At 49.5% G+C, this 13,959-nt stretch carries 12 protein-coding genes; 8 read left to right on the top strand and 4 right to left on the bottom strand.

Annotation, left to right across the window (positions count from 1 at the left end; all coding sequences use genetic code 11):
* Positions 1 to 263: 263 nt before the first annotated feature.
* Positions 264 to 515, bottom strand: coding sequence for a hypothetical protein (locus GJR95_RS14550; protein WP_162386554.1), 252 nt, complete (start codon positions 513 to 515; stop codon positions 264 to 266).
* A 294-nt stretch (positions 516 to 809) separates the two neighbouring features.
* Here GJR95_RS14550 and GJR95_RS14545 point away from each other — a divergent pair, with 294 nt between their 5' ends.
* The 8 genes from GJR95_RS14545 to GJR95_RS14505 all read left to right on the top strand — a co-directional run bounded on the left by GJR95_RS14545 (position 810) and on the right by GJR95_RS14505 (position 8,416).
* Positions 810 to 1,784, top strand: coding sequence for a hypothetical protein (locus GJR95_RS14545; protein WP_162386553.1), 975 nt, complete (start codon positions 810 to 812; stop codon positions 1,782 to 1,784).
* Between the two features lie 57 nt (positions 1,785 to 1,841).
* The gene (locus GJR95_RS14535; protein WP_162386552.1) at positions 1,842 to 2,804 is read left to right on the top strand and encodes a hypothetical protein; all 963 of its coding nucleotides are present in this window, start codon (positions 1,842 to 1,844) and stop codon (positions 2,802 to 2,804) included.
* A gap of 63 nt (positions 2,805 to 2,867) precedes the next feature.
* Positions 2,868 to 3,818, top strand: a complete 951-nt coding sequence (locus tag GJR95_RS14530; protein ID WP_162386551.1) for a hypothetical protein — start codon at positions 2,868 to 2,870, stop codon at positions 3,816 to 3,818.
* Positions 3,819 to 3,889: 71 nt separating this feature from the next.
* Positions 3,890 to 4,333, top strand: coding sequence for a hypothetical protein (locus GJR95_RS14525; RefSeq protein WP_162386550.1), 444 nt, complete (start codon positions 3,890 to 3,892; stop codon positions 4,331 to 4,333).
* A 2-nt stretch (positions 4,334 to 4,335) separates the two neighbouring features.
* Positions 4,336 to 4,830: a CsgE family curli-type amyloid fiber assembly protein gene (locus GJR95_RS14520; RefSeq protein ID WP_162386549.1), complete on the top strand. Its 495-nt coding sequence runs from the start codon at positions 4,336 to 4,338 to the stop codon at positions 4,828 to 4,830.
* A gap of 152 nt (positions 4,831 to 4,982) precedes the next feature.
* Positions 4,983 to 5,417, top strand: a complete 435-nt coding sequence (locus GJR95_RS14515; RefSeq protein WP_162386548.1) for a curli production assembly/transport component CsgF — start codon at positions 4,983 to 4,985, stop codon at positions 5,415 to 5,417.
* 40 nt (positions 5,418 to 5,457) lie between these two features.
* Positions 5,458 to 6,873, top strand: coding sequence for a CsgG/HfaB family protein (locus tag GJR95_RS14510; protein WP_232541189.1), 1,416 nt, complete (start codon positions 5,458 to 5,460; stop codon positions 6,871 to 6,873).
* A 34-nt stretch (positions 6,874 to 6,907) separates the two neighbouring features.
* Positions 6,908 to 8,416, top strand: coding sequence for a carboxypeptidase regulatory-like domain-containing protein (locus GJR95_RS14505; RefSeq protein ID WP_162386547.1), 1,509 nt, complete (start codon positions 6,908 to 6,910; stop codon positions 8,414 to 8,416).
* Positions 8,417 to 8,527: 111 nt separating this feature from the next.
* Here GJR95_RS14505 and GJR95_RS14500 read toward each other — a convergent pair whose 3' ends face one another.
* The 3 genes from GJR95_RS14500 to GJR95_RS14490 form a co-directional block, all read right to left on the bottom strand.
* The gene (locus GJR95_RS14500) at positions 8,528 to 9,106 is read right to left on the bottom strand and encodes a hypothetical protein (protein ID WP_162386546.1); all 579 of its coding nucleotides are present in this window, start codon (positions 9,104 to 9,106) and stop codon (positions 8,528 to 8,530) included.
* A gap of 159 nt (positions 9,107 to 9,265) precedes the next feature.
* The gene (locus GJR95_RS14495; RefSeq protein WP_162386545.1) at positions 9,266 to 10,708 is read right to left on the bottom strand and encodes an efflux transporter outer membrane subunit; all 1,443 of its coding nucleotides are present in this window, start codon (positions 10,706 to 10,708) and stop codon (positions 9,266 to 9,268) included.
* Positions 10,709 to 10,732: 24 nt separating this feature from the next.
* The gene (locus GJR95_RS14490; RefSeq protein WP_162386544.1) at positions 10,733 to 13,939 is read right to left on the bottom strand and encodes an efflux RND transporter permease subunit; all 3,207 of its coding nucleotides are present in this window, start codon (positions 13,937 to 13,939) and stop codon (positions 10,733 to 10,735) included.
* Positions 13,940 to 13,959: the final 20 nt, after the last annotated feature.

Here is a 13,959-nt window from a genome sequence, read left to right as displayed (position 1 = left end):
CGCTTTTCCTGATATTAATAAGCACAACGCCAATTGATCGTCGGCACAAAATCGTATGACACAACCCATCGAAAAGACCAACTAGCCAATTCAATCAGAAGCGTTTCAGTGAATGGTTTCGACTACGCTTTCAATGACCTTTAGTCAATTTTTTTGTCCTTGAGCTCATCAAACAGGCTATCCGTCCGAAAGAGGTAAAAAGGGCTATAGTGAACCAGGATGCCGTTGAATGTGAGCGCGTTATACGTCAGTTTTAGTTTGCCCTACCGGATCGATTCGCACTCAAGATAAGGCTCCAGCCAGCTATGATTAGTATACGTACAGTTCACATTTTGCAAGTTCGAGGTCAATTCCAGATAAGTCTGATTTGATAATTCCCGTTCAATTTCGTTCTGGGTCGAATACGCCTGCCACCGAAGCGATAACCCTATCAATAAGGCAATTACCACGCAGCCAGCTCCTAATTGCAGCGCAGTACGGATGATATTCGAGATAGTTACGGTCTGGTGCTTCATTTGTCGGATAGGAACTTTCGCTCAATAATACTATCCAATAATATGCCAAATAGTGACTTGTTGGTGTGCTTGTTCGGTCAAATAGTTGAAAACGTGGTTAAAATTGGTTTAACTCCACTATAACAGCCACTAGATATTTGGCCAATCGCCTGCCTCTACTAGTCTAGTTATCGCTGTTTTCCTGAGATCGTTATCAATTCATTTCTTTTTTTTCTGCGCTGTTAACCTTACTCATCCTGCTGCGATACACAGATGAGACAAACTCATAGTCAGTTCACCTTAAATAAATCAATCATGAAAAAGCTCATTTTATCGTTACTGACAGCAGCTAGTGTAGGCGCTGTTTGTGCACAGTCAAACACGTTATCGCTCAGTCAGATGGGTGATGGAAACAACGCTCCGGTTTCGCAGGGAGGCAGCGGAAACCAGGGAACGATCACAACTACCGGCGACAATAATCAGGTTTCCTTTGCGCAGTACGGGCGAGGCAATATCGGGACGCTTTCGACTACGGGTAACCGGAATACGGCATCTCTACAGACCTGGAGCGCAGAAAACCAGGTCTCAATGACGCAACTGGGTAATGATAATACGGCAACTATCAACAGCTTTATATCGAATAATAACCAGTTCAGTATTTATCAGAACGGCGAGGGAAACAGCGCCAGTACGGTATCAAGCTGGGGAGGTAATCATCAGGTTTCAATCACACAGACTGGAAATCGCAACCAGAGTTCAGTCAGAGCATCTGGATACGATGGGCAGGCCGCTCCATTCGATAGCTACAATAACCAGGTCTCGATTACTCAAACCGGGAACGATAACTTCAGTAATGCGAATATCCAGTACAGTTCGGACAACCAGATTTCAATAAGCCAGCTGGGAAATAACAACAACGCCCGCACAAACCATACCGGCGGAGCTAATCCGGGTAATGGTGATTATAACCAGGCGACGATTTCGCAAACCGGCGATGCCAATCAGGCTTTAATTGACCAGCAGGGCAATGAAAATCAGGCCACGCTGACTCAGTCAGGCACCAGCAATGAAGCCCGGCTTTTGCAGGGAAGCTCACAGAATATAGCCACAATTGTACAGGAGGGCACCAATAACGTACTCACGGGGCTGGAGTCAATGTCTACGAGTGCTTTGCAGGTTCAGGGTATGGGTAACTCATTACTACTCAACCAAACCGGCGATGGTAATGTGCTGCGTTTTGGGCAGTTCGGCAGCAATAATACAGCTACAGTTACGCAACGGTCCTATTAAACGGTGAGAATACACAAGGCCATTCTATATCCAGTCACGCTCAATTTTTTATCAATCATGAAAAAACTCATTTTATCAGCCTGGGCAATTGCATCGTTGAATGCTGCACTGGCCCAGCCAAATACCTTGTCACTGAGCCAGTCGGGGAGTGAAAACAATGCGTTGGCGACCCAGCAGGGGCGAACAAATACGGGTACTGTTTCAGTAGCAGGGGATAACAACTACGCATCTTTTGAGCAATCAGGAGACTATCTCAGTGGAGGCATTTCGATTGTTGGCAGTAGAAACAACGCGCTTGTTCAAGCCGATCATTACTTAAATGAAACCACTATTTCGCAAACGGGTAATGACAACCTGGGCATTGCCTTCTCAACATTTCGCAGTGATCACAATCAGGTTACGCTGACTCAGGTTGGAGACCGTAATACGGGACAGGCTTATTCAATCGACCATAGTGATGACAATCATATTGGGGTTACACAGACGGGGAGCGGCAATACGGGCGAGGCTTATTCATCGTACCACAGTACGCATAACCTGATCAGTATCAGCCAGACCGGTGATGCCAATACCGGCACGGCTTATGCGTTGAGCAGCGATCGGAACCAAATCAGCCTTAGCCAAACCGGCGACGGAAATAGAGGGTATGCTACTGCTTCGAGTAGTGATCGAAATCAGATCAGCCTCGCCCAGAGTGGCGATAACAATATCGGCCTGATTTCGTCTAACGATGGCAGTTATAATCGCGGAAGCATGAGCCAGATCGGTTCGAATAACGACGCACAGCTTTCGCAGGCTGGTTCCGTTAATACGGCCTCAGTAATGCAGGAAGGAAACGACAACACACTGTCCGATCTGGAGCGAGACCCCAACGTTCGTTACCGCATTCGCTACTTTGGTGCCGTCCAGCAAGGGTATGGGAACTCATTTTCGCTTACACAAACCGGCGACGGTAATACCCTCCGCTTTGGTCAGACGGGCAATAACAACACGGCGACAGTAGCACAGACTTCTTATTAAGTTAGTGAAAGCCATAGGCAGGCGAACCATTCATTTTATTCATTCATAAATCCGTTATCAATCATGAGAAAGCTCATCCTAAATGTATGGGCGGCAGCATCTGTCTGTGCCGCCCATGCTCAGTCGAATACTTTATCGCTTAGCCAGGTAGGTAATGGGAATAACGCTCCGATTACGCAACAAGGCATCAGCAACAATTTGTCCGTAAGCCAGTCAGGTAACAGCAACAGTTTGTTCGATGAGATGGTCACTCAAAAAGGGAACAGTAATGTTGGCTCGATTACAGTTACCGGTGATAATAACCAGTCGTATTTCTTTCAGGAGGGCAATAGCAACAATACTACGGCTCTCACTACAGGCAATAGAAACTTTGCACTGGCAGGGGCCTATTTGGGCAATGGAAATGAAGCGTTTATCTCTCAGACTGGTAACGACAACTATGGCGAATCGGGGGGTGGTGAAGGGAATAACAACCACACAACACTAACCCAAACGGGAAGTGGGAACTATGGTAGTGCTCTCTTCATTACGGGCAATTCGAATACTGCTACTGTCACTCAATTGGGAGATGATAACCAGGGCCTTGCTACAGCAGGTTGGGGCAGTAATAACCAATTGGCAGTAACTCAGACAGGCAATGGTAACGTGGGTAATGTTTCGGCCATGTTCAGCCATAACAACCAATTAAGTATTACACAAAACGGCGATGACAATACGGGCTACGTTCAATCACAGGGGTATGGCGGAGACAACCGGGCCAGTCTCATTCAATCAGGAACTGGTAATTTAGTTAAGTTTTATCAGTATGGTTCATTCAACGCAGGTACACTTCAGCAAGAGGGTAGTAGCAACCTGCTGACCGGACTCCCGACGGGTGGGTATGATTATGAAACCGCAAGCCAAATGGGGATTGCCAATTCGTTAACGCTTACTCAAATCGGGATTGGTAATACCCTCCGCTTTGGTCAGACGGGCAATAACAACACGGCGACAGTAGCACAGACTTCTTATTAAGCTTTGCCCATCCCGTTCGCAAGTTCAATTGCGGGCGGGATAGCGAAGCTTTCCATCAAATCACAATCGCCATGAAACGACTTGTTGTTATGCTGTTATTTGGTCTACCACTGGCCACTTCAGCTCAGTCGGAGGTGTATTACCGACAACCGCCGGATGACCGGAATAGAACGGGGTTGACTTCCAGCGAAATTACCCTCGTTCAAACCGGGCAATTGAACCAACTAAACTATCAGGAAACGGGGAGAGGCAATGCCGTTAATCTGGTTCAACAAGGCTCCAATAATGTACTGGACGTAGCGATTTCTGGCTCCGACAATCGATATTCCTTCGTCCAACAGGGCGATAATAATGCTGCACAATGGCAGTCGCGGCAAAATAACGGTCAGTTGGAGGTGATTCAGCGGGGCAACAACAACCAGTTGATGCAGGATGGTAGTATGCCTGCTATGGGGGTGTCGATGCGGATTGAGCAAAACGGAGGTATGCAACTGCTTATCAAAAATAATTTCTAATTATGAAAACGCTATTCGTACTGCTTCTGGCACTAAGCCCTTTCCTGGCGTTTGCACAAGATCCGGATTCTGGCGACGAGTTTGACCTGGACGGGAAATTGACGGAATGTTCGCTGAGTGAAATGGGCGGAACCAGCCTGATCCTGGATAATTCACGCACCAAGGTTGGCAAGGATTTTTACGATCTGTTCTACAAGTATTGGACCGCGCTGCCAACCCAGGCCGATACGACTCAACAACGCCGATTAACGTCGGTTGTTCCATCCGTCGATGTGGTCATCATGATTGAAGAAATACCTTCACCCGGAACCGCCAACCAGATCCTGATCAGTATTGACGATGAGCCTGTCTGGCAGCAATTTGTGCAGGCCCGCTATGATTTGCTGGAGTCAGATGCCCAGTACGCTCTGGATACTGTGCGGCAATATCTGGTTAGTTATCAGGAAACGCAACAGCAACTCGGCAGTAAGGACCAGAAAGGCTCAGGAGTGCATTAACGGGTAACAACTCACTGGTTGGGCGTAGCTCAGGAAGTCTGTTCAGGCTTTCCAGGCTACGCTTTATTTTTTTGGTTAACTGCTTCTGCGACTGTTAACCTTCCTGATTCTTCGCGATATACAGTCAGAACACCTTTTACTTCTGACTGTATATGAAAACGTTATTCACCATCGGACTTCTGGTTCTGGCAGGACTAAATCAGCTTCGGGCACAGGGACTTGTCTATCACCCCAACAATCCGGCCTTTGGCGGCAATACATTCAACTACCAGTGGATGCTTAGCTCAGCGCAGGCCCAGGATACGCATAAAGACCCTGCGGCCAAAAGTTCCTCATCGGCAAGTGGCCTGAATGGGCTTTCCAATAGCTCGTCGCTCCAGAGTTTTTCGGACAATCTGCAACGGCAGTTGCTTAGCCGATTGTCGCAAAACATCCTCAATAAGCAATTTGGCGAAGATGGACTCAAAGAAGGCAGCTTCACCTTCGGCGACATGAATGTGGTCATCAGCAATGCCGCTGAGGGAGTTATCATTCGAATTACGGATGGCAAAGGCGGAGAAAGCTCCATCACGGTGCCTTATTTATGAATTTCCTCACCTCATCGATCAACCATTAACCTCGTTCGCCATGTTTCATTCAGGATTAAAAATTGGTGCCATGCTGCTGATAGCCAGTGGCTTTATATGGCTGCTAACCGGTTGCAGTGCTTACTTCCATCAACCAACGCGTACTCAATCAGCCCGCTTGGGTGAAGAAACCTCAATCACGGCCGAGCTACGAAATCTGCCCGCTCCCCAGGAGAAAATAGTTGCCGCCGTCTATAAGTTTCGGGATCAGACGGGCCAGTACAAACAGACTGAAACAGGCTCCGGTTTTTCGACGGCTGTCTCGCAGGGAACCACCAATATTTTGCTGAAGGCATTGGAAGAAAGTGGCTGGTTCGTGCCAATCGAGCGTGAGAACGTCAGCAATCTGCTGAACGAGCGTAAAATTATCCGTTCCAGCCTGTCGCAATATAAGAGCGAAGCCGAAAATCTGCCTCCTCTGTTGTTTGCAGGGGTTATCCTGGAAGGAGGCATTGTATCCTACGATGCCAATACGATTACCGGTGGAGCGGGTCTGCGATTCTTTGGCACCGGCGGTTCCAGCCAGTATCGCCAGGATCGGGTAACGGTTTATTTGCGGGCTGTAGCGACCAAATCGGGAAAGATTCTCAAAACGGTTTATACCTCCAAAACCATTTTGTCGCAGGCGATTGATGCCGGAACGTTTCGGTATGTGAGTTTTAAACGACTGCTTGAAGTTGAAACCGGCTATGCCACGAACGAGCCCGCCCAGATGGCCGTCACGGAAGCCATTGAAAAAGCAGTTCAGTCACTTGTTCTGGAAGGTATCAAGGATAACCTGTGGACGGTTGACGAAAAAGCCGCTGAGCAGGCTCAGCGTGCACTGTCGGCTTATGCCCGAGAGAAAACAGAAATGAGCCAAACCGACATCCACGGAGCGCGTAATACCGTTGAACCATCCCGATTGACAGTTCAGCCTTACGCATCGGTCTGGCGGTATTATGGTGATTTTGCTACCCACGGTATCCGGACGGGCTACGGACTGACCGCCGACGTTTATCTGTCCAACTCCTTTGGTATTCAGGTTAATGCGAGCGTTGGAACACTCGCCAGTGATCAGAAATTCAGTTGCCCGGTTAGTACCCTCCAGGGCAATCTCATTTATCGATCCCTGCCTTTCCGGCGTATAACGCCACTGGTATTTGCGGGCATCGGCGTTATCGGATGCCGCACTGGAAGTTCGCCCGTCGATGTAGGTGGCAAACAGTACGTTTTACTGAATGGCGGTATCGGCACCGAATATGCCATCAATCATGTATTTGGCCTTCGAACGACGCTTGATTATCAGCAACCCATGACCGATGCGCTGGACGGAATCATGTCTGGAAGCCACAAAGACTATTATCTGCGCGGCTCCGTTGGTCTGTCTTTCTACCTCGGGCGTTCCGTTCGGCGCCCCGCTCCCCTTCATCGATAAAAATACGTCTCCATTAAACTGATCAACCAAAGTCATGAAACGTTTACACAATTTTATATACCTGATTCTGCTGCTAACCAGTATTTGGGGCTGCAATGAAGAGATTTACGTAGAGCCGCTGCAATATGGGTCTATCAGCGGCCAGATTCTGAGCAAAAAGGATGGCAAGCCCGTTCATAAAGTATCGGTTCGCTTGAATCCGTCGGGTAGAACCCTGCAGACAGACACAACCGGCCGGTTTCGCTTTGATACGGTTCTGGCGGGCAAATACACCTTACAGGCCACCAAAGAGGCATTTCGCGATGAACTAACGACGGTTGAAGTCGGTGGTAACTATGGAACGGCCACGGTGATGTATATCGTGAACGAAAATCCACTTCCTACAGAACCTGCTCTACTTAATCCGACAGCCGGGAGTAGTTCGGTATCGACCACAACCGTTTTAAAATGGAAATCTACCGATCCGAATAAAGATCCGCTTACCTACGATGTTGCCATAACCCGAGAAGGAAGCACGGTGCCTACGCAAACGGCTACAGGTCTTACTGCCGATTCGCTCGTGCTGAAGGGACTGGATTATGGAACCACATATTATTGGCAGGTAACCGTTTCGGATGGTGTGAATTCAGTGACCGGTAAGACGTGGAGCTTTCGGACAAATCCGTTTCCTGATGTTGCCTACGTGTTTGCCCGGCGCGTAGATGGTCGTTATCAGATTTTTGCTTCTACGGATGGTATAAGTTGTATTCAGCTTACACAGTCTGGCAGCAACTGGCGCCCTGTGGTCAGCCCCAACCGGAAACAGATCGCATTCATTTCCAACGCCGAGACTGATTTACACCTCTTTGTCATGAATTTTGACGGCAGCAACTTACACCGGGCCACAACCGTGCCGGTGTCGGGCCTGATGCCCACCGACTTGTCATTCTGCTGGTCGCCCGACGGTACGCAATTGCTCTACCCAAGCAACAACAAGCTGTACGCGGTGCAGGCTGATGGTTCGGGCAATGGCTTACGACTGGTTTCGCAGGCCCCCGCCGGGCGCTTCTTCGCCGGATGCGACTGGACAATGCAGGGCGACCGAATTATCGCACGAACAACTGGCTCCAGCGTTTATGACAATCGGTTTGTATTGATGGCGGCCACGGGTAAAGACACCTCAACGGTATGGACTCGGGTAGGCGGACGCGTCGGAAATCCGGTTTTTTCGATTACCGGCGAAAAGATCCTCTTCTCGTATGACAAAATTCCTTATCAGAATTCGCAGGGCCGACAATTGAATGCGTTGATCGCTTTGCTGACGCTTAGTAATAAACAACTCACGGATGTAATGGCTTTGGGAACCGATGCCAAAGCAAACAAACCAGCAGGGACGAATGATCTGGAACCCCATTTCTCGCCAAACGGTGCGAAAATAATATTCACCAATGTCAGCAATACCGGAACCGGTGAAGCGACAGTAACAACGGTCGATTTTAATGGGGAGACTGGCCAAAATCGAGTCCCTTTGATCAATGTCGCAGAAATGCCCTACTGGCGATGAATGCAGTTCGCATGAAAACGTATAGTAGGGCGTATGCCTGCTGGCCAAAACCAGATTTGGCCAGCAGGCATACGCCGATAAATTGGAGGTTCAATTACAGGCGATTATAGCTTAATGAGGTCCGCGGGGTGCGCCTTGCGGACCGTGCTCGCTTCCGCGCGGATTGCTGCCATTGGATCGACCCACCTTATCGTGTTCCGGGCGGGCATTACCGTTACTTCGCCGATTTCCTCGAACAGCCTGATTATGAAGTGGGTGGTTATTGATCACAAAGTATTTGGAATCACGACTGTCGCGGATAGGTTGCTGGTCGTAGCGCCCCTTAAATGACGCATATTGGGACCGATAATCGGAGTTGCGTAAATAAGGCTGTTTGTCATTGATGACAACCTTGTGCAGACGGTATAAATCATACTGGCTGTAGCGGGGTGGGAGCACTGTCGTCGTAATCCAGCGTCTACCGTCAAAATAAATCCACTGCTGAAGCGGAACGTAATAATAGATATCCAGGTCTGGCAGGTAGTAGTAATTGACATAATTATAGCCAGTAGGGCCCCAAAGTGGCTGGCTACCAATATTGATGTTGACATTTACCTGTGCGTAACTGATCGAATACATACCCATACCAGCCATCAGGCCCAGCATAAGCAGCAGGTTTTTCATAACGGAGATTACTCGTAATTTCTTCATGATTTTACACTGAGTTTAAATTTATGCCTTCGATTGAGAGCCGTGCCACGGTTACTGATGATGGCCAACAAACCGTGGCACGGCTCTCAGTCATTTATCCATCTGTACTCAGCCGTTGCCACCAGCGTTGCTAAGGCGATTGTAATTGGCTTTGTTTTCTTATCGCCAGCCACCACCCAATGCCCGATAGAGGGCAACGGTCGCCTGGAGTTGCTGCAATCGGTCGTTTACGCCGTTGAGTTGAGCCGCCAAAAGGTTCTGCTCGGCGGTTAGCACATCGGTGAAATTGGTGTTTGCTGTGTATGTCAATAATTCTTTCGTGAACGAAACTGCCTTTTGCAGAGCCGCCAATTGTTGCTGTCGGGCATTGGCTTTGTCGACCGCCATCTGGTATGAATACAAGGCGTTGGAGACTTCCTGCCCGGCCGTCAGCAAGGTGGACTGGTACGTATAAAAGGCTTCTGACTGAGCGGCTTCGGCCCGGTTCAGTCGTTGACGATTAATGCCCTGATTGAAAATGGGTTGTGTTAGGCCGCTGATCAGGCTGCCGTAGAACGTTCCGGCAAAGAACCCGGTCAAGGTGTTCGCGGTTGCAAAGCCACCCGTGCCGGTAATGGTAAGGGCGGGGTAGAAATAGGTACGGGCAACATTCGTTAGTTCGAAGGTATTCCGGAAGGAAAACTCTGCTTCCTGCACATCGGGTCGATTGCCCAGTAGTTGGGCCGGAATACCCGTTTGCAGGGAGCCAATCGGTTGCTGGGCTTCTAATCGAGTGCGCGCAATGCTGTCGGGCGGTGTAGCCAGTAAAATACTGAGCGCATTTTCTGTTTGCCGAATATTCTGCCGAATGTCGGGTAGGGTTACTTCGGCTGCATAGCGATTGGCTTCACTCTGAGCCACATCCGCACCCGTCACCACATCCCCTTCCTTCAGGGCTTTCATGGTTTCTATCTCTGTCTTGCGGTTCTCGACGGTTTCTTCGGTGATCTGTAATTGCTTATCGTAAGCGAGGAGTGCGTAATAGTCGCTGGCAATGTTGGCAATCAACTGCGTTTGAACAGCCCGACGGTAGGCTTCACTTTGCAGATAGGCGGCCAGATTGGCACGTTTCGTACTGCGAAGTTTCCCCCAGACATCGGCCTCCCAACTGGTACTTGCCGTCAGTGCATACTGCTTTACAGTCGGAATGGCCGTTGTGCTAACCGTATTGGAGCCTGATTCGGTATTCTTGATATTCAACGACCGTAACTGCGCCGACGACGATTTGGAAATGGTAAAAGCTCCATTGGTACTTAGCGTCGGGAAGAACGCCAGCTTACTTTGCTGCAAATTCGCTTCAGCGGCCTGCATCCGGGCCACAGCAATTTTAAGGTCCAGATTGTTGGCCAGTCCCCGCTCAATTAAGTGCTGTAAAACCGAATCGGCAAACATCTGCCGCCACGGAACCGTCGCTAAGGTGGTTGAGTCGGTCGTCTGGTGGCCACGGTATAGACCATTCGTGGTGATATCTGGTCGCTGATAGGGTTTGGTGATGCTACAGGATGCCATCAGCATTCCAAGCAGAAAAACCATCAGTTGCTGTTTTATTGGTAACGTTTTCATGGTGATTGTCTCCGGAGGATTCGTCTAGGCACCAATCTTATTGATTACGATAGGCTTGTGGTTGGTTTCATGGCCTGATCGCGTGCTGGTATCGTCGTCATCGGGGTCGTGCAGACCGGGTGGGCCACTGATTTTCTCCTGTAATCCCTGGAAAATGATAAACAGCGTTGGGATCACAAAGACCCCGAGCAACGTGCCGAACAGCATACCGCCAATGGCCCCCGTACCAATCGACTGATTGCCTTTTGCTCCGGCTCCGCTGGCAAACATCAGTGGCATCAGCCCAAACACAAAGGCAAAAGAGGTCATCAGAATTGGTCGGAGACGGGCTTTGGCACCTTCTACCGCCGATTCCAGCAGACCCATGCCCTTTTGCCGACGCTCTACGGCAAACTCGACGATCAGAATGGCATTCTTGGCCAGTAAACCAATGAGCATAATGAGCGAAATCTGCATGTAGATGTTATTGTCGAGCCCAAATAACCGCGCAAATACGTAAACACCCGTTAAGCCGACCGGCATCGACAACAGGACCGCGAAGGGCAGCAGATAGCTCTCGTACTGCGCACTCAGGAGCAGGTAAACAAAGGCCAGACACAAGACAAACACATACAGCGTTTGCGACCCCACATTCTGTTCCTCACGGCTAATGCCCGAGTACTCAAACCCGTATCCGGCCGGGAGCGTTTGGGTAGCCACTTCCTGAATCGCGCTCAGTGCCTGACCAGTACTGTAGCTGGGATTCGGGGAGCCGTTGACCGATATGGACGTGAAGAGATTAAATCGCGATACGCTTTCTGGCCCGTATATCCGTTTGAGGGAAATGAATTCGGTAATGGGAGCCATCGTATTGCTGGCCGTTCTCACCGCTATTTTGTTCAATCGGTCGGGGCTGGCCCGGTAGCTGGTGTCGGCCTGCATAATGACGCGGTACTGCTTGCCGAACTCATTGAAGTTGGATACGTACGAACTGCCATAAAACACCTGCATGGCATTGAGCACATCGGTCACGGTAAGTCCTGCTTCTTTGCATTTCGCCACATTCACATCTAATTGATACTGCGGGAAATTTGGATTGAAAGGCGTAGCTGCATACTGGATCTCAGGTCGTTTACTCAATTCGGCCAGGAAATTCTGCGACACTTTATAAAAAGCGTCGGTCGTATGACCACCCTTATCCTGCAACTGAAACGTGAAACCGCCACTGGTGCCAAAACCCGTAATGGTAGGCTGCTGCATGAAAATGACGCTGGCATCGCGAATGGTGGCCGTTTTCTGCTTTAACTGCTGGATTACATCGTCGTCGGTTACGCCAGGGCGTTCATCCCAGGGTTTTAATTTCAGAATGATCATGCCATAGGCACTGCCGCTCCCGGCTATGAAATTCTGCCCCAGATTTCGCAGGCTGTTTTGCACCTCAGGGATCGTGTGAGCAATGCTGTCCAGCTTGTTGGCCATAGCCGTTGTTCGCTCCATCGACGACGCGGGCGGAAGCGAAATATTTACGAAAATGACACCCATATCTTCTTTGGGAACGAAGCTGGATGGTGTGGTTCGCATCAGCCAGTAAAAGGCACCACCAAACAGACCAATGGCCATCAGAACCAGCCATTTCCTGGCGGAGAGAAACGTGACCGATCGGCTGTATTTATCCGTAATGGCATCGTAGGCTGCGTTGAAACCGACCCCAAATCGCTGGAGCAGGTTTCTGTCTTTGGGGTCGTCGTCGTGGTGGGGCGGTTTGAGGAAGAGAGCAGCCAGGGCCGGGCAAAGCGTTAAGGCATTAACGGCCGAAATGATGATGGCGATCGCGAGAGTAATGCCAAACTGTTTGTAAAACACGCCTGCCGAACCTGTAATAAACGTAACGGGCAGGAACACTGAGGCCATGACCAGTGTAATGGAAACAATGGCGCCCGATATTTCGCTCATGGCATCAATGGCGGCTTTTCGGGGTGATTTATAGCCACTTTCCAGTTTAGCGTGGACAGCTTCTACCACCACAATGGCGTCATCGACCACAATCCCAATGGCCAGTACTAACGCAAAGAGGGTTAGCAGGTTGATGCTGAAACCAAACAGGTATAGAAAGAAAAACGTACCGGTAATGGCCACCGGAACCGAAACGCCGTGAATGATGGTGGAACGGAAGTCCTGCAGAAAAATGAAGATGACCAGAAACACCAGCGCAAAACACTCGATGAGCGTATGGATAACTTTGCTGATGGAGGCATCCAGAAACTGATTGATATCGACCAGGTAAACGAAATGGATGCCCGCCGGAAATGACTGAGATGCCTGTTCAATTACCTTTTTGGAGTTATTGATAACATCGCTGGCGTTGGAGCCGGGCGTCTGGCTCACCGAAATACCAACCGATTGCTTTCCATTGGTGGTCGTGAAACTGGAGTATGTCTGCGAACCCAGTTCGATTCGGGCAATGTCTTTCAGGCGGAGGAACTGCCCGTTACCCGTCGATTTTATGATGATATTCCCAAACTGATCTGTCGATTGCAGCCGACCACTGTACCGGATCACATACTGAAACGATTGGTTATCATTTTCGCCAAACTTACCGGGAGCTGCATCGACGTTTTGTTCCGTGAGTGCATTCGATACATCGTCAGACGTAACGCCATAAATAGCCATTACGTCGGGCTTGAGCCAGATCCGCATCGAATAGGTTTTGGCTGAGCCGAAAACGTTGGCGCTCCCTACACCATTTACCCGCTGGAGCTGAGGAATAATGTTGATGGCCGCATAGTTCTGCAAAAATGTCTGATCGTACGCGGGATTGTCACTGTAGATCGACATAATCAGCAGGTTACTACTTTGTTGCTTTCGAACCGTAACCCCCGCTTTTGTAACCTCCTGTGGCAAGAGGCTGGTAGCGGCTGAAACTCGATTCTGTACATCGACGGCAGCCTGATTGGGGTCGGTGCCCACCGCAAAATAAACGCTGATGCTGCCTGCTCCATCATTTGTGGCTGTGGAGGTCATGTAGGTCATGCCTTCCACGCCGTTGATCTGTTCTTCAAGTGGAACGATCACACTTTTCAGAACGACGTCGGCATTGGCACCGCTATAACTGGCCGATACCTGTACTGTTGGCGGGGAAATATCCGGATATTGGGCAATCGGAAGCTTTACCAAGCCCAATACGCCCAGTAAAACGATGAGTACCGAAATGACGGTACTGAGAATAGGCCGTTCAATGAATATCTTAAGCATAATTCGCGGCTTTAGTCGAA

Source organism: Spirosoma endbachense (assembly GCF_010233585.1).
GTDB lineage: Bacteria > Bacteroidota > Bacteroidia > Cytophagales > Spirosomataceae > Spirosoma > Spirosoma endbachense.
The sequence above is the reverse complement of the archived record's forward strand: the minus strand, read 5'-3'. Positions and strand labels throughout refer to the sequence as shown.

Coding starts and splice junctions, on each gene's coding strand:
- GJR95_RS14550 (WP_162386554.1), bottom strand. CDS start 515: ATGAAGCACCAGACCGTAACTATCTCGAATATCATCCGTACTGCGCTG.
- GJR95_RS14525 (WP_162386550.1), top strand. CDS start 3,890: ATGAAACGACTTGTTGTTATGCTGTTATTTGGTCTACCACTGGCCACT.
- GJR95_RS14520 (WP_162386549.1), top strand. CDS start 4,336: ATGAAAACGCTATTCGTACTGCTTCTGGCACTAAGCCCTTTCCTGGCG.
- GJR95_RS14535 (WP_162386552.1), top strand. CDS start 1,842: ATGAAAAAACTCATTTTATCAGCCTGGGCAATTGCATCGTTGAATGCT.
- GJR95_RS14505 (WP_162386547.1), top strand. CDS start 6,908: ATGAAACGTTTACACAATTTTATATACCTGATTCTGCTGCTAACCAGT.
- GJR95_RS14490 (WP_162386544.1), bottom strand. CDS start 13,939: ATGCTTAAGATATTCATTGAACGGCCTATTCTCAGTACCGTCATTTCG.
- GJR95_RS14530 (WP_162386551.1), top strand. CDS start 2,868: ATGAGAAAGCTCATCCTAAATGTATGGGCGGCAGCATCTGTCTGTGCC.
- GJR95_RS14510 (WP_232541189.1), top strand. CDS start 5,458: ATGTTTCATTCAGGATTAAAAATTGGTGCCATGCTGCTGATAGCCAGT.
- GJR95_RS14545 (WP_162386553.1), top strand. CDS start 810: ATGAAAAAGCTCATTTTATCGTTACTGACAGCAGCTAGTGTAGGCGCT.
- GJR95_RS14495 (WP_162386545.1), bottom strand. CDS start 10,708: ATGAAAACGTTACCAATAAAACAGCAACTGATGGTTTTTCTGCTTGGA.
- GJR95_RS14500 (WP_162386546.1), bottom strand. CDS start 9,106: ATGAAGAAATTACGAGTAATCTCCGTTATGAAAAACCTGCTGCTTATG.
- GJR95_RS14515 (WP_162386548.1), top strand. CDS start 4,983: ATGAAAACGTTATTCACCATCGGACTTCTGGTTCTGGCAGGACTAAAT.